At 67.1% G+C, this 17,542-nt stretch carries 17 protein-coding genes; 8 read left to right on the forward strand and 9 right to left on the reverse strand.

The features are described from left to right. Positions 1 to 104: 104 nt before the first annotated feature. From tsaB to AWB83_RS07235, 4 genes are read left to right on the forward strand one after another with little or no spacing between them, the layout of a single operon-like run. Positions 105 to 884 (forward strand): tRNA (adenosine(37)-N6)-threonylcarbamoyltransferase complex dimerization subunit type 1 TsaB, encoded by a 780-nt coding sequence (tsaB, locus tag AWB83_RS07220; protein WP_087043716.1) that lies wholly within the window; start codon positions 105 to 107, stop codon positions 882 to 884. Then, complete coding sequence (rimI, locus tag AWB83_RS07225) at positions 881 to 1,375, forward strand: ribosomal protein S18-alanine N-acetyltransferase (RefSeq protein WP_087043718.1); 495 nt, start codon at positions 881 to 883, stop codon at positions 1,373 to 1,375. Before tsaB ends, rimI begins: the two co-directional genes overlap by 4 nt. Next, positions 1,362 to 2,276 (forward strand): uracil-DNA glycosylase, encoded by a 915-nt coding sequence (locus AWB83_RS07230; protein WP_087043719.1) that lies wholly within the window; start codon positions 1,362 to 1,364, stop codon positions 2,274 to 2,276. Before rimI ends, AWB83_RS07230 begins: the two co-directional genes overlap by 14 nt. Beyond that, a complete protein-coding gene (locus AWB83_RS07235; protein ID WP_087043721.1) occupies positions 2,276 to 3,253 on the forward strand; it encodes a DUF1853 family protein in 978 nt (325 codons plus the stop codon). Before AWB83_RS07230 ends, AWB83_RS07235 begins: the two co-directional genes overlap by 1 nt. Positions 3,254 to 3,265: 12 nt before the next feature. Here AWB83_RS07235 and thiD read toward each other — a convergent pair whose 3' ends face one another. From thiD to lplT, 4 genes are read right to left on the reverse strand one after another with little or no spacing between them, the layout of a single operon-like run. After that, complete coding sequence (thiD, locus tag AWB83_RS07240) at positions 3,266 to 4,078, reverse strand: bifunctional hydroxymethylpyrimidine kinase/phosphomethylpyrimidine kinase (RefSeq protein WP_087043724.1); 813 nt, start codon at positions 4,076 to 4,078, stop codon at positions 3,266 to 3,268. 7 nt (positions 4,079 to 4,085) lie between these two features. Further along, a complete protein-coding gene (gene thiE, locus AWB83_RS07245) occupies positions 4,086 to 4,733 on the reverse strand; it encodes a thiamine phosphate synthase (RefSeq protein ID WP_087043726.1) in 648 nt (215 codons plus the stop codon). Positions 4,734 to 4,747: 14 nt separating this feature from the next. Continuing rightward, on the reverse strand, positions 4,748 to 5,563 hold the full coding sequence (gene thiM / locus AWB83_RS07250) for a hydroxyethylthiazole kinase (protein WP_087043728.1): 816 nt from the start codon (positions 5,561 to 5,563) through the stop codon (positions 4,748 to 4,750). A gap of 35 nt (positions 5,564 to 5,598) precedes the next feature. Beyond that, positions 5,599 to 6,906, reverse strand: coding sequence for a lysophospholipid transporter LplT (lplT, locus tag AWB83_RS07255; RefSeq protein ID WP_087043730.1), 1,308 nt, complete (start codon positions 6,904 to 6,906; stop codon positions 5,599 to 5,601). Positions 6,907 to 7,186: 280 nt separating this feature from the next. Between lplT and alr the strand changes: the two genes are divergently transcribed. The 3 genes from alr to AWB83_RS07270 all read left to right on the forward strand — a co-directional run bounded on the left by alr (position 7,187) and on the right by AWB83_RS07270 (position 10,140). Further along, positions 7,187 to 8,257, forward strand: a complete 1,071-nt coding sequence (gene alr, locus AWB83_RS07260; RefSeq protein WP_087043732.1) for an alanine racemase — start codon at positions 7,187 to 7,189, stop codon at positions 8,255 to 8,257. Positions 8,258 to 8,291: 34 nt separating this feature from the next. After that, positions 8,292 to 9,677, forward strand: a complete 1,386-nt coding sequence (gene radA / locus AWB83_RS07265) for a DNA repair protein RadA (RefSeq protein ID WP_087043734.1) — start codon at positions 8,292 to 8,294, stop codon at positions 9,675 to 9,677. Between the two features lie 199 nt (positions 9,678 to 9,876). Continuing rightward, positions 9,877 to 10,140, forward strand: coding sequence for a DUF2866 domain-containing protein (locus tag AWB83_RS07270; protein ID WP_087043736.1), 264 nt, complete (start codon positions 9,877 to 9,879; stop codon positions 10,138 to 10,140). On the opposite strand, the gene AWB83_RS07275 is transcribed toward AWB83_RS07270, so the two are convergent. Both AWB83_RS07275 and AWB83_RS07280 read right to left on the reverse strand, forming a co-directional pair. After that, positions 10,137 to 11,168 (reverse strand): CaiB/BaiF CoA transferase family protein, encoded by a 1,032-nt coding sequence (locus AWB83_RS07275; protein WP_096059360.1) that lies wholly within the window; start codon positions 11,166 to 11,168, stop codon positions 10,137 to 10,139. The genes AWB83_RS07270 and AWB83_RS07275 overlap by 4 nt on opposite strands. Before the next feature lie 35 nt (positions 11,169 to 11,203). Then, positions 11,204 to 13,144 carry an ATP-binding cassette domain-containing protein gene (locus tag AWB83_RS07280; protein ID WP_087043740.1) on the reverse strand — a complete coding sequence of 647 codons (1,941 nt, stop codon included), beginning with the start codon at positions 13,142 to 13,144 and terminating at the stop codon, positions 11,204 to 11,206. Positions 13,145 to 13,315: 171 nt separating this feature from the next. Between AWB83_RS07280 and AWB83_RS07285 the strand changes: the two genes are divergently transcribed. Beyond that, entirely contained in the window at positions 13,316 to 13,807 is a 492-nt protein-coding gene (locus AWB83_RS07285; RefSeq protein WP_087043741.1) for a glutathione peroxidase, read from the forward strand. Positions 13,808 to 13,820: 13 nt separating this feature from the next. On the opposite strand, the gene cls is transcribed toward AWB83_RS07285, so the two are convergent. From cls to dapE, 3 genes are all read right to left on the reverse strand, one after another. Then, positions 13,821 to 15,311, reverse strand: coding sequence for a cardiolipin synthase (gene cls, locus AWB83_RS07290; protein WP_087043743.1), 1,491 nt, complete (start codon positions 15,309 to 15,311; stop codon positions 13,821 to 13,823). Positions 15,312 to 15,433: 122 nt separating this feature from the next. Continuing rightward, positions 15,434 to 16,318 (reverse strand): 50S ribosomal protein L3 N(5)-glutamine methyltransferase, encoded by an 885-nt coding sequence (prmB, locus tag AWB83_RS07295; protein ID WP_087043744.1) that lies wholly within the window; start codon positions 16,316 to 16,318, stop codon positions 15,434 to 15,436. Between the two features lie 41 nt (positions 16,319 to 16,359). Further along, complete coding sequence (gene dapE, locus AWB83_RS07300; RefSeq protein WP_087043746.1) at positions 16,360 to 17,496, reverse strand: succinyl-diaminopimelate desuccinylase; 1,137 nt, start codon at positions 17,494 to 17,496, stop codon at positions 16,360 to 16,362. Positions 17,497 to 17,542 lie beyond the last annotated feature (46 nt).

The raw sequence follows: 17,542 nt of genomic DNA on the forward strand, positions 1-17,542 counted from the left end.
CGAGGCTTTCCTCCAACCGAGGACGTCTTCCAGGTGCGATTCGGATCGGTCCGCTTGCGTCGATGGCGCAAATCCGGCGCATGTCCCGCATTACAATACCGGCTATGACACGCACCGTTCTGCTCGCCCTCGACACCTCGACGGAGTTCTGCTCTGTCGCGCTCCTGCTCGACGATTCCGCTTCCGCCTCCATCCGGTCCGCCGCCGCGCCGCAATACGCGAGCGGCAACACGCGCGTCTGGTTTCGCCACGAGGTGACCGGCGCGGTATCGAGCACGCGTCTTTTGCCCGCCGTGCGCGAGCTCTTCGACGCCGCCGGCTTGGCGCTCGCCGACTGCGCCGCAATCGCGTTCGGCGCGGGCCCGGGGTCGTTTACCGGCCTGCGCACCGCGACGGGCGTCGCGCAGGGGCTGGCGTTCGGCCTGAGCGTGCCGGTCGTGCCGGTGAGCACGCTGCTCGCATGCGCGGAAGCGGCACGGCTCCACGATTCCGCGTTGCCGCCGCGCGTGCTCGCGGCGCTCGATGCGCGCATGGACGAGGTCTATTGGGCCGACTACGAATTCGACGCCGCCACCGGCGATTGGCGCACGCTGCATCCCGCATCGCTCGATGCTCCGGACGCGCTGCCGCTGCCCGCTGCGCCGTTCGCGCTCGCCGGCAACGCCGCGGCCGCGTTCGGCGATCGCCTGCCGGCGGTGGCAGCGGCAGCGCGCGTCGATCGCGAGGCGCTGCCGCATGCGCTGCCCGTCGCGCTGATCGGCTTGCGCGCGCTGCTGGCGGGCCGCACGGTCGCGCCCGAACACGCCGCGCCGGAGTATGTGCGCAACAAGGTCGCCCAGACCACGGCCGAGCGCATGCAGGCACGCGAGGAGGCGCTGCGGTGAGCGGCGTGCTGCTGGCGGATCGGTATCTCACGCCGATGACCGAAGCCGACCTCGACGAAGTCGCCATCGTCGAGAAGCTCGCCTACGAGTTTCCCTGGAGCCGCGGCAATTTTCAGGATTCGCTGCGCAACGGCTACTACGGCGTCTGCCTCCGGCACGTGACCGGTGCACTGATCGGGTATTGCGTGCTGATGCCCGTCGTCGACGAGATGCATCTGCTCAACCTGTGCGTCGCGCCGTCCGCGCAGCGCGCGGGCGCGGGTCTCACGCTGCTGCGCGAAGCGGTGCGCATCACGCGCGCGGAAAAGCTCGAAGGCGTGCTGCTCGAAGTGCGGCCGTCCAATCCTCGCGCGATCCAGCTTTACGAGCGCTTCGGCTTTACCGCCATCGGGCGCCGCAAGAACTATTACCCCGCGCGGCATCGCTCGCGCGAGGACGCAATCGTCATGCGTCTGTCGTTTTCGAAGGAGAGTGCGCATGGCGCTCGATGAATCGCTGGTTGAGGAGCTGGGAATCGGGCCGGTCTGGGTCCGGCGGCAGGCCGTGCCGGCGGCGCCGCGCGAGACGGACGCCGTGGCGAGCGCGCCGGCTGCGCCCGCGATGCCGTCAGCAGCGCCGGCGGACATGTCACGCGAGCCGGCGCCGCCCGATGCGGCGCGCAGCGAAGCGCCGCAAGCCGCATCGGGCGATACCGAAGCACCGCCCCTCGACGCCTACGACGATCTCCCCTGGACCGACGATGTTCCGGCCCATGTGGAACCCGTCGTCGTCGATACGCCCAGCGACGTCCACACGCTCGACTGGAACGCCCTCGCCGAGCGCGTCGCGAACTGCGAGCGCTGCCGCCTGTGCGAACGGCGCACGAACACGGTATTCGGCGTCGGCGACCGCGAGGCCGACTGGATGCTGATCGGCGAAGCGCCGGGCGAGAACGAGGACAAGCAGGGCGAGCCGTTCGTCGGCCAGGCGGGCAAGCTGCTCGACAACATGCTGCGCGCGCTCACGCTGTCGCGGCAATCGAACGTCTATATCGCAAACGTGATCAAGTGCCGCCCGCCCGGCAACCGCAATCCCGAACCCGATGAAGTCGCGCGCTGCGAGCCCTATCTGCAGCGGCAGGTCGAGCTCGTGAAGCCGAAGGTGATCGTCGCGATGGGGCGCTTCGCCGCGCAAAGCCTGCTGAAGAACGAGGCCAGCATCGCGTCGATGCGCGGGCGCGTGCATGAGTACCGCGGCGTGCCGGTCATCGTCACGTATCACCCGGCATATCTGCTGCGCAGCCTTCAGGACAAGTCGAAGGCCTGGGCCGATCTCTGCCTCGCGCGCAATACCTACCGCGATGCGCTCGCGGCGCTCGGCGTCGAGCAAGGGGCGGAGAAGGGCGGCGTCTGATGGCCGCCCAGGCGAGCGAGCTCGCGCGTCTCGTCGATCGTTTCGGCGACGTCACGGTTCGGGATCTCGCCTGGCTGCTCTTCGCGCCCGATTTGCTGCGCGAAGGCGACGCCGCCCTGGCGCGGCCGTTCGCGACATCGGCCGAGCGGGACGCCACGCTCGCGTGGCTCGCATCGCTCGATGCCGCGCCCCAGGCGCTTCACGATCACGCGCGCAATCCCAAGTTCACGCGCCTCGGCATCTATGCCGAAAGCCTTCTCCGATACTTCCTCGCTCACGGACCGGCGGCGCGCCTCGTCGCGGCGAACGTGCCGCTGCGGCGTCAGCGCCGCACCATCGGCGAATGCGATTTTCTGCTCGAAGCGGCGAGCGGCGAGCGCCTGCATTGGGAGCTGGCGGTGAAGTTCTACCTGCACATCGGCGACGGCGAGGCTTCACGGGCGGCGCGTCTGTCGGATTACGTCGGGCCGAATCTTCAGGATCGCTTCGATCTGAAGCACGCGCGGCTGCTCACGCATCAACTCGCGTTGACCTCGCGCGCTGAGTTCGCCGGGCTCGGCTTCGCCGGGCCGTGGCACGCGCAGCTGTATATAAAGGGCAGGCTGTTCTATCACGGACTGCACGGCGATGGCGTCGCGCCCGCGCGGGAGATCGGCGACGATCATCTGCGCGGATGGTGGCTGACGGCGTCCGAATGGCGCGAGGCCCGCGCCGAAGACGCGAACGACGACCGCGCATGGGTCGTGCAGCCGCGCATGGCATGGCTCGCGTCGCGGCGGCTCGACACGACGGCCGCCGAGTCGCTCGTGGCGGAGTCGGTGGCGATCCGGGCGCGTCTGGAAGCCACCGTCGCGCCGACGATGATCGCCGCCTACGCGCGAGACGAGTCCGGCGGCTGGGTCGAGGAATCGCGCGGTTTCATCGTGCCGGACGACTGGCCGGAACAGGCGCGCGCGTTCGCCGCATCGACGCCCTGATCAAGCCGCGCGTCACCACCAGCGGAAGAAGTGATGCACCGGCCCGACGCCATGGCCGACGTCGAGCCGCACGCTCGCCTCGATCGCGCCGGTCAGATAGCGCTTTGCCTCGGCGGTGGCGCTCGCGAGATCGTCGGTCTGCGGAATCAGCGCCGCGATCGCCGACGACAGCGTGCAGCCCGTGCCGTGCGTGTTCCTGAGCGGCACGCGCGCGCCGCCGAGCCTCAGCGCGCCGCTCGGCTCGATCAGCCAGTCGGGACTTTCGGACGAGGCGAGATGGCCGCCTTTCATCAGCACGGCCTGCGCGCCGAGCGCGCGCAGTGCTTCGCCCTGACGGACCATCGCGTCTTCCTCGGCGGCGGTCTCGGCTCCGAGCAGCGCCGCCGCTTCGGGCAGATTCGGCGTGACGAGCGTCGCGAGCGGCAGCAGTTCGTCGCGCAGCGCGGCGACGGCCTCCGGCGCGAGCAGCGCGTGATTGCTCTTCGAAATCATCACCGTGTCGAGCACGACATGCTGCGGCCGGTGGCGCTCGAGCGCATCGGCGACCGCGCGCACGATGCCCGCGTTGGCCAGCATGCCGATCTTCACCGCGTCGATGCGGATGTCGTCGAACACGGCGTCGAGCTGTGCGCTGACGAACGACGGCTCCGGCGCATGGACCGCCCTGACGCCGCGCGTGTTCTGCGCCGTGAGCGCCGTGATGACGCTCGCGCCGTATGCGCCGAGCGCGGAGAAGGCCTTCAGATCGGCCTGGATGCCCGCGCCGCCGCCCGAATCGGAGCCGGCGATCGTGAGCACATTGGGAATGGGTTTCGTTGCGGCCATGGCAGGATCAGGTTTGAGCGCGCGCGATGGTGGCGCGCAGGGCCGCGGCTGCATCGCGCGGGTCGGCCGCCTTGCAGATCGCGGAGACCACGGCGAGGCCGGCGGGTTTCGCGCGCATCACGTCGGCGGCGTTGTGCGTCTGGATGCCGCCGATCGCGACGGTCGGAAAGCGCGTGGCGGCGCGGATGGCGGCGAGTCCGTCGATGCCGCACGGCGCGGAGGCGTCGGTCTTGGTCGGCGTCGCGTACACCGGGCCCGCGCCGAGATAGTCGACGACGCCCGCGAGCCCTTGCGCGTCCGCGGCTTCGACGAGATTCGACACCGAAAGGCCGATCAGCGCAACCGGCCCGAGCAGGCGCCGCGCGAGGCCGGCGGGCAGATCGCGCTGGCCGATGTGCACGCCGTCGGCGCCGACGGCGAGCGCGACGTCGACATGATCGTTGATGACGAACGGCACGCCGTGCGCGCGTGTGATCGGCAGAAGCTCGCGCGCGAGGTCGAACCACGCGCGCTTGTGCCATTCCGGCGCGCGCAATTGCACGAGCGTCGCGCCGCCTTCGAGCGCCGCGCGTGCGACGCCGAGCGCCGCGTCATGGCCGCCGCACTGCACGGGATCGAGCACGAGATAGAGCGAAAGATCGAACGAATGGCGCATGGCGGTCTCGCGATTCAGGACGTCGCGACGTCGCGCTGCATGAGCGTCTTGCCGAACGCCGCGTCATCGAGCGACGCGAGCCTGTCGAGATACGCGACGGCGAAGCTGCCGGGCAGGGCGGCGTCGCGCGCGGCGAGCTCGCCTGCGATGGTCGAGTACGCGATCGCGGCGACGGCCGCGCTCCAGAACTCGTCGCGGTTCGATGCCGTGCCGACGAACGCCGCGACCGTCGCGGAAAGGGCGCAGCCGACCCCCGTCACGCGCGTCATCAGCGGAGAGCCGTTGGAGAGCGCGATCACGCGCCGTCCGTCGGTCACGTAGTCGGTCGGGCCCGTCACCGCGACGACGGCCTGCGTCTTCAGCGCGAGGATCTGCGCGGCATCGAGCGCGGCGTCGGTGGCGGCGGTGCTGTCGACGCCGCGTCCGCTCGCGGCACCGCCGGACAAGCTGATGATCTCCGACGCGTTGCCGCGAATCACCGCGGGGTTCGAATCGAGCAGATCGAGGGCGAATTCCGTGCGAAACGCAAGCGGCCCGACCGCGACCGGGTCGAGCACCCAAGGCCTGCCCGCGCCGTTGGCGGCATCGACGGCGGCGCGGATGGCGCGCGTCTGCGGCACGTCGAGCGTGCCGAGGTTCACCGACAGCGCATTGGCGAGCGGCGCGAACTCGCCGACTTCCTCGCGCGCGACGACCATCGCCGGCGCGGCGCCGATGGCGAGCAGCACGTTGGCGGTGAAGTTGGTGACGACGAGATTCGTCAGACAATGCACGAGCGGCACGCGTTCACGCACGCGGGTGACGAACGAGAAGAGGTCGGCGGCGAGCATGATGGATTTCGGGAAAAAACGCGGCGCGCGAAGGATCAGTGCCGCGCTTCGCCGATCAGCGCGACCGAATCGAAGGCGCGCTGATTGGCCTGATGCCGCCGCATCACGAAGTACATCATCAGGCACACGAACGAGCCGAACAGCACGATGACGAACTGGATCGGCATGTCGAGCCACACGAGCACCGCGTACAGGCACAGCATCACGAGCACCGAAAGATTCTCGTTGAAGTTCTGCACGGCGATGGAATGCCCGGCGGAGAGCAGCACGTGCCCGCGATGCTGGAGCAGCGCGTTCATCGGCACGACGAAGAAGCCCGACAGGCCGCCGACGATCATCAGGAACACGTACGCGATCAGCAGATAGCCGGGAAAGTGCATCCTGCCGAAATAGATGCCCCAGTGCGCGGGAAAGAGATGGCGCGTGTAGAACGCCATCAGCATGACGGCGAGCCCCATGACGATGCCCACCGGCAGCACGGAGAGCGAGCGCTTGAGCGGCACGCGCGCCGCCGCGAGCACGGCGCCGGCAGCCACCCCGACCGCGATCACCGCCTGCAGGATGGCGGCCTGCGAAAGCGTCATGCCGAGCGACACTTCGGCCCATTTCAGCACGATGAACTGCAGCGTCGCGCCCGCGCCCCAGAAGAGCGTCGTGACGGCGAGCGAGATCTGGCCGAGCTTGTCGCGCCAGAGCGTGAGGAAGCAGTCGGCGAAATCGGTGATGAGCTTGAGCGGCCGCGTTTCCTGCTTCGGATAACGCGCGCCGGTGTCCGGAATGCGCAGATTGAAGATCGCGGCGATCACGTACATCAGCATGATGACGAGCATCGCGGCCTCGGCGGGCGTGTTGATGCGCGGAACATGCAGCGACAGCAGGTGACTCGCGATATGCGGACTGATGAGCGCGCCACCCATCACGGTGCCGAGGATGATCGAGCCGACGGTCGTGCCTTCGATCCATCCGTTCGCCGCGACCAGACGGTCAGCTGGCAGAAGTTCGGTGAGAATGCCGTATTTTGCCGGTGAATAAGCAGCGGCGCCGAAGCCGACGATGCCGTACGCGAGCAGCGGATGCGCGCCGAAAAGCATGGTCACGCAGCCGAGCACCTTGATCGAATTGGTCACGAACATCACGTGCCCCTTGGGGCGGGAATCCGCGAAAGCGCCGACGAACGCTGCCAGAATCACATAGGAGAGCACGAAGAACAGCTTGAGCAGCGGCGTCATCCAGTTCGGAGCGTGAAGGTCTTTCAGCAGTGCGATGGCAGCGATCAGGAGCGCGTTATCGGCCAGCGATGAGAAAAACTGCGCGGCCATGATGGTGTAAAAACCTTTTTTCATCTGATCCGAAGCTTTCCTCACTGCGGGTGATCCGCCCCGGGCACCTGTCGTGCACTCGGGCTTATGCCTTTCGAAATGGGTTGTGCGCACGGCTTTATAACACGAAAATAGGTGCATTCTGACTAGCAGTAATCTCGATGACGTGCGAAAAGGCACGCTCGTCCATGAGATTCCTCATAAGATACTGATCCACAAGGCGCCCGGTCGGCGCAGCAAGACGCGTCCCGCTGTCGTATGCTCGCCGTTCCCACCGCTCTCACCGCATTGCCACCAAACGCTCATGCCGCGCCCCTTATCTGCAACGATCCACACCGCCGCACTCGCCAACAACCTCGCCGTCGCGCGAAAGTACGCCCCGAAATCCAAGATCTGGGCCGTCGTCAAGGCCAATGCGTATGGCCACGGGCTCGCGCGGGCGTTTCCCGGACTGCGCGCGACGGACGGCTTTGGCCTTCTCGACCTCGAAGAAGCCGCGAAGTTGCGTGAATTGGGCTGGGCGGGGCCGATTCTTTTGCTCGAAGGCTTCTTTCGGCCGACCGACATCGACGTGATCGACCGCTACAGCCTGACCACGGCCGTGCACTGCGACGAGCAGTTGCGCATGCTGGAAATGGCGCGTCTTTCGAAGCCCGTCAACATCCAGTTGAAGATGAACAGCGGCATGAACCGCCTCGGCTACACGCCGGAGAAATTCCGCGCGGCGTGGGAGCGGGCGCGTGCCGTGCAGGGCGTCGGCCAGATCACGCTCATGACCCATTTTTCCGACGCCGACGGCCCGCGCGGCATCGCGCATCAGCTGGAAGCGTTCGAGCGCGGCGCGGAGGGTATCGCGGGCGCGCGCAGCCTCGCGAATTCGGCCGCGGTGCTGTGGCATCCGGATGCGCATTTCGACTGGGTGCGGCCCGGCATCATGCTGTACGGCGCGTCGCCGTCGGGCGTGACCGCCGATATCGCCGGTACGGGGCTCAAGCCCGCGATGACGCTCCAGTCCGAGCTGATCGCCGTGCAGACGGTCGAGGCGGGGAGCAGCATCGGCTATGGCTCGACTTTCACCGCGGGCGAATCGATGCGCATCGGCGTGGTCGCATGTGGCTACGCGGACGGCTATCCGCGCGTGGCGCCGGAAGGCACGGCCGTCATCGTCGATAGCGTGAAGACGAAGCTCGTCGGCCGCGTGTCGATGGACATGCTCACCGTCGATCTGACGCCCTGCCCGAATGCGGGCATCGGCTCGCGCGTCGAGCTGTGGGGCGCGAACCTGCCGATCGACGATGTGGCGAGCGCCGCCGGCACGATCGGCTACGAACTCATGTGCGCGGTCGCGCAACGCGTGCCGGTGCGCGCGGAATGACCCTCAACAACGAAAACTCGAAGCAAGGCAGCGCGTGGCAAAAGTAGCGAAGGCGAAGACGCTCTATACCTGTAGCGAATGCGGCGGACAGGCGCCGAAATGGACCGGCCAGTGCGCGGCGTGCGGAGCGTGGAACACGCTGGTGGAATCGGTGGAGCAGGCGGCATCGAACCATCGCTTCCAGGCGCTCGCCAAAAGCTCGCCGGCGCGGCGGCTCGCCGAAATCGAGGCGTCCGACGTGCCGCGCTTCACCACCGGCGTCGGCGAATTCGATCGCGTGCTGGGCGGTGGTCTCGTGCCGGGCGGCGTCGTGCTGATCGGCGGCGATCCGGGCATCGGCAAATCGACGCTGCTTTTGCAATCGCTCGCCGAAATCGCGCGCGAGCGGCCCGCGCTCTACGTGAGCGGCGAGGAATCCGGCGCGCAGATCGCGCTGCGTGCGCAGCGGCTCGGCCTGGTCGGCGGCACGAGTGCGGCGGGCGATCTGGCGCTGCTCGCGGAAATTCAGCTCGAAAAGATTCAAGCGACCATCGACGAGCAACGGCCCGAAGTCGCCGTGATCGACTCCATCCAGACGATCTACTCCGAAGCGCTGACCTCCGCGCCCGGCTCCGTCGCGCAGGTGCGCGAGTGCGCGGCGCAGCTCACGCGCATCGCGAAGCAGACCGGCACATCGATCATCATGGTCGGCCACGTGACGAAGGAAGGCAGCCTTGCGGGGCCGCGCGTGCTGGAGCATATCGTCGATACCGTGCTGTATTTCGAGGGCGACACGCATTCGTCGTTCAGGCTCGTGCGCGCGTTCAAGAACCGCTTCGGCGCGGTCAACGAACTGGGCGTCTTCGCAATGACGGAGAAGGGCCTGCGCGGCGTCGCCAATCCGTCGGCGCTCTTTTTGTCGCAGCACGAGCAGAGCGTCGCGGGATCGTGCGTGCTCGTCACGCAGGAAGGCTCGCGGCCGCTGCTCGTCGAAGTGCAGGCGCTCGTCGATACCGCGCACGTGCCCAATCCGCGCCGGCTTGCGGTCGGGCTGGAGCAGAACCGGCTCGCGCTCCTTCTCGCCGTGCTGCATCGGCATGCGGGCATCGCCTGTTTCGATCAGGACGTGTTTCTCAACGCGGTCGGCGGCGTGAAGATCACCGAGCCCGCGGCCGATCTCGCCGTGCTGCTCGCGATTCACTCGTCGATGCGCAACAAGCCGCTGCCCAAGGGCCTCATCACGTTCGGGGAAGTGGGGCTGGCGGGCGAGATCCGGCCGTCGCCGCGCGGGCAGGATCGTCTGAAGGAAGCGGCCAAGCTCGGCTTCTCGGTCGCGCTGATTCCGAAGGCGAACGCGCCGAAGCAGGCGATCGACGGCCTGAAGGTGGTCGCGGTGGATCGCATCGAGGAAGCGATCGACCGGGTTCGGGATCTCGAATGATCGCGGACGATACGGACGCTGCCGACGAGGTGATAGGGCCCCTCGTAACGGGTCGTAAAAATGTCGTTGCGCAATGTAACCCAAGCGACGCCTGGTTTTCTTATCCTTTCAGAGTACCTCATTGGGGTAACTTCGCGGTCAACCTCGCTAAGGGCATCTCAAGAAGCGAAGTGACCGGAAGGATCGAGAGGACCACGCATTGAAACACTCAAAATCAGCCAGGCCGAAGCCCGCGTTCCATCTGCGCGGATGCCGCGTTTCCGCGCCGCTGCAACAGCCCTGGGGCAGCGGATGCCGGATAGTCGAATGGATCGACGAGCAAGGCCAGATTTCGCGCCGCGCCGTCGCGGCCGATGTCACCGAGGATGAAGTCGTCGCGACCATCCGCCGGCATGTGACGGGCCGCAAGCACGTGCTCGTCGACGACGAGCGCGAGCCGCGTCAGGTCCTGCCGCGCCGTTAGGCCTCTGCGCCGCGAAAGAGCGGATGCGCCGCCGCCTCGGCGGGCGTGAGCACCGGCGCGACGCAGCAATCGAGCGGCTCCAGCAGCGTCATCCATTCGTCGCGCGTGCGCTCGCGAAAGCGCGCGGCCAGTTCCGCGGACAATTGCGCCGCGTCCGCGCCGCCGATCGCCTGCCCGAGGCTCCAGTGCCGCGTCGCCCAATCGGGGCGGCCGAGCGCCTCGCACAAGGTTTGCCAGAACTTCAGCTCCAGGGCGCCCACGGCGATGAAGCGGTCATCGCGCGTGCGATACACGTCGTAGCAGGGTACGCCGCCGTTGAGCAGGCCCGCGCCCGCGCGCGTGCTCGCTTCATTCGCATTGGCGAGCGCGATGTGCGCCATCACGTTGTGCGCGTGCATGGCATGCGTCATCGACACGTCGATGCATCGCCCTGCGCCGCCACGCGCGACATGCCACGCCGCGGCGAGTATTTCCATGACGGCCGAGAGCGCGCCGCCGAGCAGATCCGCGAGCTGAAAATTGGGCACGACGGGCGTGCCGCCGCGCGCCGCGAGCTGATCGAGCACGCCCGCATAGGCGATGTAGTTCAGGTCGTGACCGGCTTTGTGCGCGAACGGCCCCTCGCTGCCAAAGCCGGTGATCGCGCAATAAACGAGCTTGGGATTCGCCTCGCGCAGCACCTCGTAGCCGACGCCCAGCCGCGCCATCACCGATGGCCGGAAGCTCTCCACCAAAACATCCGCGTTGCGCGCGAGCGCGATCAGCTTTGCGCGGCCTTCCCCGGTCTTGAGATCCAGCGTGAGCGCCCGCTTGCCGCGATTGACGATGCGATAGAACGCGCTCGGGGCGCCGCTTTGCCGGTCGGCTTCGCCTTGCAGCATCATGCGCGCGTAGTCGCCCGCGCCGGGCGGCTCGATCTTGAGCACATCGGCGCCCAGCTCGGCCAGCCGCAGCGTGGCGACGGGTCCGGGCAGCAGCCGCGTCAGATCGAGCACGCGAAGGCCGGAAAGGGCGGGTTGAGTCGTCAAGGCGGCGGCCTCCTGCGGCAAGAATCAAGCGATGGTTATGAGCCGATCTGCTCCAGCTCCTCGTGCGCCTCGAGCCATTCCATTTCGAGCGTTTCGAGGCGCGCGTTGACTTCGCCCTGGCGGCGGATCGTCTCGGTGAGCTTCTGCTTCATCGCGGCCTCGTAGCTCGCCGGATCGGCGACGAACGCGTCGAGTCCGGCCTTCTCCGCGTGAAGCTTCTCCATTTCCTTGTCGATCTTCGCGATGCGCGACTGCAGCGGCTTCTTTAGATGCGCGAGCTTCTGCCGCTCCTGCGCCTCCTGACGGCGCTGCTCGCGGCGATTGAGCCCGCTGTCCTGCGCCTCGCCCGATGCCGCGGCGCTCGCTTCCTTCGCCGCCGCGCGGGTTTCGGCGGCGTGCTGCAGGAGCCAGTCGCGATAATCGTCCAGATCGCCGTCGAACGGGCTCAGGCGATGCTTCGCGACGAGCATGAAGGTGTCGGTCGTCGCGCGCAGCAGGTGCCGGTCGTGCGACACGAGAATCAGCGTGCCTTCGAACTGGGCGAGCGCCATCGTGAGCGCGTGGCGGGTTTCGAGATCGAGGTGGTTGGTCGGCTCGTCGAGCAGCAGCAGATTCGGCTTCTGCCAGATGATGAGCGCGAGCGCGAGCCGCGCCTTTTCCCCGCCGGAGAACGGCGCGATCTTCGCGGTCGCCATGTCGCCGGAGAAATTGAAGCCGCCGAGGAAATCGCGCAACTCCTGCTCGCGGATGTCGGGGGCGAGGCGGGCGAGGTGCTGGAGCGGCGAGTCGTCCGGACGCAGCGTTTCCAGCTGATGCTGCGCGAAATAGCCGATCTGCAAACCCTTGCCCTGGCGCACGCCGCCGGACAGCGGCTCGAGCGTCTGCGCGAGCGTCTTGATGAGCGTCGACTTGCCCTGGCCGTTGGCGCCCAGCAGGCCGATGCGCTGGCCGTTCTGGATCGACAGCGACACGTCCTCGACGATCGGAATCTCGCCGCCCTCGTCATTGCGGTAGCCGCAGCGCACGTCTTCCATGACCATCATCGGATTGGGCGCGGCGTCGGGCTCGCGAAACTCGAACGTAAAGGGCGAGCTCGCATGCGCGGGCGCGATCAGCTCCATTTTCTCGAGCGCCTTCACGCGGCTTTGCGCCTGCTTCGCCTTGGTCGCCTTGGCCTTGAAGCGGTTGATGAAGCTCTGCAGATGCTGCACGGTCTTCTGCTGCTTTTCGTACGCGCTCTGCTGCAACGCGATCTGCTGCGCGCGCAGCACCTCGAACTGGCTGTAATTGCCGCCGTAACGCTTCACCTGACGATTCTCCAGATGCAGCGTGACATTGCACACGGAATCGAGAAACTCGCGATCGTGCGAAATGACCACGAGCGTGCCCGCATAGCGCCCGAGCCAGTCCTCCAGCCAGACGATGGCGTCGAGGTCCAGGTGGTTCGTCGGTTCGTCGAGCAGGAGCAGATCGGACGGGCACATCAGCGCCTGGGCGAGATTCAGGCGCATGCGCCAGCCGCCCGAGAAACTCGATACCGGCTCGCGCGTCTGCGCGAGCGTGAAGCCCAGGCCGAGCAGAAGGGTTTCGGCGCGCGCGGGCGCGGTGTAGCCGTCGGCGTCCGCGAAGGCGGCGTGCGCTTCGGCTTCGGCGGCGCCGTCGTGCGCGGCCGAAGCCGACGCGATGCGCGCCTCGATCGCGCGCAGATTCGTGTCGCCGTCGAGCGTATAGTCGAGCGCGCTGCGGTCGACGGCCGGCGTTTCCTGCGCGACGTGCGCGATGCGCCACGACGGCGGCATCGAGAAATCGCCGCCGTCCGCGTGCAATTCGCCGCGCAGCACGGAAAAGAGCGTGGACTTGCCCGCGCCGTTCGCGCCGATGAGGCCGGCTTTCTCGCCCGGATTGAGCGTGAAGCTCGTCTCTTCGAAAAGCGGCTTGGTGCCGCGGGACAGGCTGAACTGGTTGAAACGGATCACGTCGAAATGGCGGCGAAAAGGGCGCGGCTTGGAAGGAAAGCGCTATTTTAGACCGGACGGATCGCGAAGCAGGGGTCGGCCGTTCGGCCGATGGCGGGCGAACGCGCGTCGCGGTAGCATCGCCTGAATTTCATCGAATTCACCGCATCGGACTCACTCAAGGAGCACGCCATGAGCGCAGCCAACGAAGGCATCTACGGCTTTTCGGCCGAAACACTCGACGGCGCCACCGTCAGCCTCGACAAATATCGCGACAAGGTGCTGCTCATCGTGAACACGGCGAGCGAATGCGGTTTCACGCCGCAATACAGGGGCTTGCAGGACGTCTACCAGCAGTTCTCGGCGCGCGGCTTCGAGGTGCTCGGCTTTCCGTGCAACCAGTTCGGCAAGCAGGAGCCGGGCGACGCCGCGCAGATCGGCAGCTTCTGCGAGAAAAATTTCGGCGTCACGTTTCCGATGTTCGCGAAGATCGAGGTGAACGGCGCGAACGCGCATCCGCTCTACAGGTATCTGAAGGACAAGGAGCCGGGCCTGCTCGGCATCGAGGCGATCAAATGGAACTTCACGAAGTTTCTGGTCGACCGCAAGGGCAACGTGGTGAAGCGCTATGCGCCGCAGACGAAGCCCGAGGCGATCACGGACGACATCGAAAAGCTGCTCTGAACGCTGCGCGCGCTCAGAGAATCGGCGAGAACAGCCGCGCGACGTGCATCGCCATGCGCCGCCAGAACGCCGCGCCGCGATAGTCGTTCGCGTCGATCTCGAAGGAATGCGCGAAGTCCGCGAGCAGCATCGACTCCACTTCGCTCGCGAACGCGCGATCGACGGTGAGCACCGTGATCTCGAAATTCAGTCGGAACGAGCGATTGTCGAGATTCGCGCTGCCGATGGACGCGGCGATATCGTCGACGAGCACGACCTTCTGATGCAGGAATCCCGGCTTGTAGCGGAAGATGCGCACGCCCGCCTGCACCAGATCGAACGCATAGAGCTTCGACGCGGCGAACACCACGCGATGATCGCGCCGGCTCGGAATCAGGATGCGCACGTCCACGCCGCGCATCACCGCGAGCCGGAGCGCGGAGAACACGGCTTCGTCGGGAATCAGATAGGGAGAGGTGATCCAGATGCGCTCGCGCGCCGCGTTGATCGCCTCGACGAAGAACAGCGAGCAGGTTTCCTGCTTGTCGGCGGGGCCGCTCGACAGCACCATGCAGTGCATGTTCTCGTCCGAATGCGGCGCGGGGCCGAGTTCGGGCAGGCGCTGCGTCGCCCAGTACCAGTCTTCGGTGAAGACGAACTGGATGCTGGCCACCGCCGGCCCGCGCACCTCGACGTGCGTATCGCGCCAGGGCGAGAGCCGCGGATTGCCGCCGAGATACTCGACGCCCACGTTGTGCCCGCCGACGAAGGCGCGCTTGCCGTCGACGACCACGATCTTCCGATGATTGCGGAAGTTGATCTGGAAGCGGTGCACGAACTTGCGCTTGGCCGCGAACGGGTGCGCCTCGACGCCGCCCGCACGCAGCGCGTTCACGTAGCGATGCGGCAGATCGAAGCTGCCGATGCTGTCGTAGAGGAAGTACACGCGCACGCCCGCCTGCGCTTTCCTGATCAGCGCGTCCTTGAGCATTTCGCCGAGCGCGTCGGCGCGCACGATGAAGAACTGCACGACCACGTAGCGCTCGGCGGCGGCGATCGCATCGAGGATCGCGGTGAACGTGGCGTCGCCGTTGACGAGCACGCGCACCGAGTTGCCGCGCAGGAACGGCATGCCCGAGAGGCGCTGCAGCGTGCGGATGGTCGGATTGCCGAGGTAGGCGGCCGGTCCCGGTGCGATTTCGCCGCGCACGCCCGAGGCGTCAGTGAGCGCGGTGTCTTCCAGCGTGTCGCTGCGGGCGCCCGAGTCCCATTCGGCGGGCTTCGAGCGGCTGCGCAGAATGTCGATTTCGAGCCGCCGCTCGTCGATGTAGCCTGCGAACTTGCTGCGGCCCAGAAAGAGGTAGGGGATGAGCGTGAAGTAGGGCATCGCGACGAGCGACACCGCCCACGCCACCGCGCCTTGCGACGTGCGTGTGTTGATGACGGCATGGATCGCGGCGATCACGCCGAGCACATGCGCGGCCATCACGAGCGTGCCGAGGTGGAGCCAGTCTGATGCTTGCATAGAGGCAGAAGGTGGGAGGGTCTTCGCTGACGGCGATTCGCCATATTACCCAAGCCTTCCGCGCGAAGTGTCAGCAATCGTTGCGGCGGATTGCGCCGCCGCAACGATCGCCTGGAGGCGAATCAGGCCGGCAGGTCGGCGGCCTGGATCAGGAACACGTTGTCGTCGCCGGCGCTGGTCGAGAGCCAGACCAGATCGAGGCCGCCCAGCGCCGCCTCGACGTTCGGCCGCTCGTTGCCGATCTCGACGACGAGCACGCCGTCCTCGGTCAGCCACTTGCGCGCGTCGCGCACGATGCGCCGCACCACGTCCATGCCGTCCGCGCCGCCCGCGAGCGCGAGCGCGGGCTCGTGCCGGTATTCCTCCGGCAGCGCCTGCATCGCCTGCGCGTTGACGTACGGCGGATTCGTGATGATCACCTCGTAGCGCTCCTGCGGCAACGGCGCGTACAGGTCGCCTTCGTAGAGGCTCACGCGCTCGCCGAGCCCGTAATCGTCGACGTTGCGGCGCGCCACCGCGAGCGCGTCCGGCGAGATGTCGACGGCATCGACATCGGCGTTCTCGAAGGCCTGCGTCGCGAGAATCGCGAGACACCCCGAGCCGGTGCAGAGCTCGAGCACGCGCGTGACCTGGTCCGGATCGGCGACATACGGCTGCAGGCCGTCCTGCAGCAGCTCGCCGATGAACGAACGCGGCACGATCACGCGCTCGTCGACGTAGAAGCGGCGGCCGTGCATCCACGCTTCCTGCGTGATGTACGCGGCGGGAATGCGCTCCGTCGCGCGACGCTCGATCACCTTCATGACCGCGTCGATTTCGGTGTCGAGCAGGCGCGCGTCGAGGAACGGATCGAGCGTGTCGAGCGGCAGATGCAGCGTATGCAGGATCAGATACGCGGCTTCGTCGTAGGCATTGGCCGAGCCGTGGCCGAACGACAGGCCCGCTTCGGTGAAGCGCGAAACGCCGAAGCGCAGCAGGTCGCGCAAGGTGGTGAAGGGCAGCGCCATCGAAGGCTCCTCTTTATTGTCGGAGTGATTGTGTGGTGAGTTCAGGCGATCAGTGCTTCGAGCACGCGCCGGTACACGTTCTTCAACGGCTCGATGAAGCGCACTTCGACATGCTCGTCGATCTTGTGGATCGTGCCGTTCGGCGGACCGAACTCCACCACCTGATCGCAGATCCGCGCGATGAAGCGGCCATCCGACGTGCCGCCCGTGGTGGACAGTTCGGTGCGCACGCCGGTTTCGTCGAGGATGGCTTTCTCGAGCGCGTCCGAGAGGGCGCCGCGCGGCGTGAGAAACGGCAGGCCGCTCACGATCCACTGCAGGTCGTAGTCGAGGCCGTGCTTGTCGAGGATCGCGCGCACGCGGCTTTGCAGGCTCTCGACCGTGCTCGCGGTCGAGAAGCGAAAGTTGAACATCAGGTCGGCTTGGCCGGGAATGATGTTGGTCGCGCCGGTGCCGGAGTGCAGGTTCGACACTTGCCAGGTGGTCGGCGGGAAGTATTCGTTGCCTTCATCCCAGCGAACGGCCACGAGATCGGCGAGCGCGGGCGCGAGCAGATGCACCGGATTCTTCGCGAGATGCGGATACGCGATATGCCCCTGCACGCCCTTGACGACGAGCTTGCCGGTCATGGAGCCGCGCCGGCCGTTCTTGACCATGTCGCCGAGCGTGGCGTTCGACGTCGGCTCGCCGACGATGCAGTAATCGAGCCGCGTGCCGCGCGCCTTCAGCGCCTCGACCACTTTCACGGTGCCGTCAGTCGCCGGGCCTTCCTCGTCGCTCGTGATGAGAAACGCGAGCGAGCCGCGATGCGCCGGATATTGCGCCACGAACTCCTCGCTCGACACGACGAACGCCGCGAGCGACGCTTTCATGTCCGCCGCGCCGCGCCCGTAGAGCTTGCCGTCGCGATGAGTCGGCGTGAACGGCGGCGAGCTCCATTGCTCGAGCGGCCCGGTCGGCACGACGTCGGTGTGGCCGGCGAACGCGAGCAGCTTGCCGTTGGCGTCCGTGCCGCGCTTCACGGCCCACAGGTTGGTGACGCCGCCCGATTCGATGGTTTCGCATTCGAAGCCGAGCGCCGCGAGCCGCTCGATCATGAGCGCCTGACAGGCCTGATCGTCGGGCGTGACGGATGCGCGTTCGATCAGCGCTTCGGTGAGGGAGAGGGTGCCGGACATGGTCGTTTCAGGTTGATGCGATAAAAAATGCCGGCGCAGCGGCCGG

Source organism: Caballeronia ptereochthonis (assembly GCF_001545075.1).
Classification (GTDB): domain Bacteria; phylum Pseudomonadota; class Gammaproteobacteria; order Burkholderiales; family Burkholderiaceae; genus Caballeronia; species Caballeronia ptereochthonis.

What these genes read in the sequence shown, in the direction of transcription:
- tsaB (WP_087043716.1), top strand. Translation starts at nt 105, where the DNA reads ATGACACGCACCGTTCTGCTCGCCCTCGACACCTCGACGGAGTTCTGC.
- AWB83_RS07230 (WP_087043719.1), top strand. Translation starts at nt 1,362, where the DNA reads ATGGCGCTCGATGAATCGCTGGTTGAGGAGCTGGGAATCGGGCCGGTC.
- AWB83_RS07235 (WP_087043721.1), top strand. Translation starts at nt 2,276, where the DNA reads ATGGCCGCCCAGGCGAGCGAGCTCGCGCGTCTCGTCGATCGTTTCGGC.
- thiD (WP_087043724.1), bottom strand. Translation starts at nt 4,078, where the DNA reads ATGGCCGCAACGAAACCCATTCCCAATGTGCTCACGATCGCCGGCTCC.
- thiE (WP_087043726.1), bottom strand. Translation starts at nt 4,733, where the DNA reads ATGCGCCATTCGTTCGATCTTTCGCTCTATCTCGTGCTCGATCCCGTG.
- thiM (WP_087043728.1), bottom strand. Translation starts at nt 5,563, where the DNA reads ATGCTCGCCGCCGACCTCTTCTCGTTCGTCACCCGCGTGCGTGAACGC.
- lplT (WP_087043730.1), bottom strand. Translation starts at nt 6,906, where the DNA reads ATGAAAAAAGGTTTTTACACCATCATGGCCGCGCAGTTTTTCTCATCG.
- alr (WP_087043732.1), top strand. Translation starts at nt 7,187, where the DNA reads ATGCCGCGCCCCTTATCTGCAACGATCCACACCGCCGCACTCGCCAAC.
- AWB83_RS07285 (WP_087043741.1), top strand. Translation starts at nt 13,316, where the DNA reads ATGAGCGCAGCCAACGAAGGCATCTACGGCTTTTCGGCCGAAACACTC.
- cls (WP_087043743.1), bottom strand. Translation starts at nt 15,311, where the DNA reads ATGCAAGCATCAGACTGGCTCCACCTCGGCACGCTCGTGATGGCCGCG.
- prmB (WP_087043744.1), bottom strand. Translation starts at nt 16,318, where the DNA reads ATGGCGCTGCCCTTCACCACCTTGCGCGACCTGCTGCGCTTCGGCGTT.
- dapE (WP_087043746.1), bottom strand. Translation starts at nt 17,496, where the DNA reads ATGTCCGGCACCCTCTCCCTCACCGAAGCGCTGATCGAACGCGCATCC.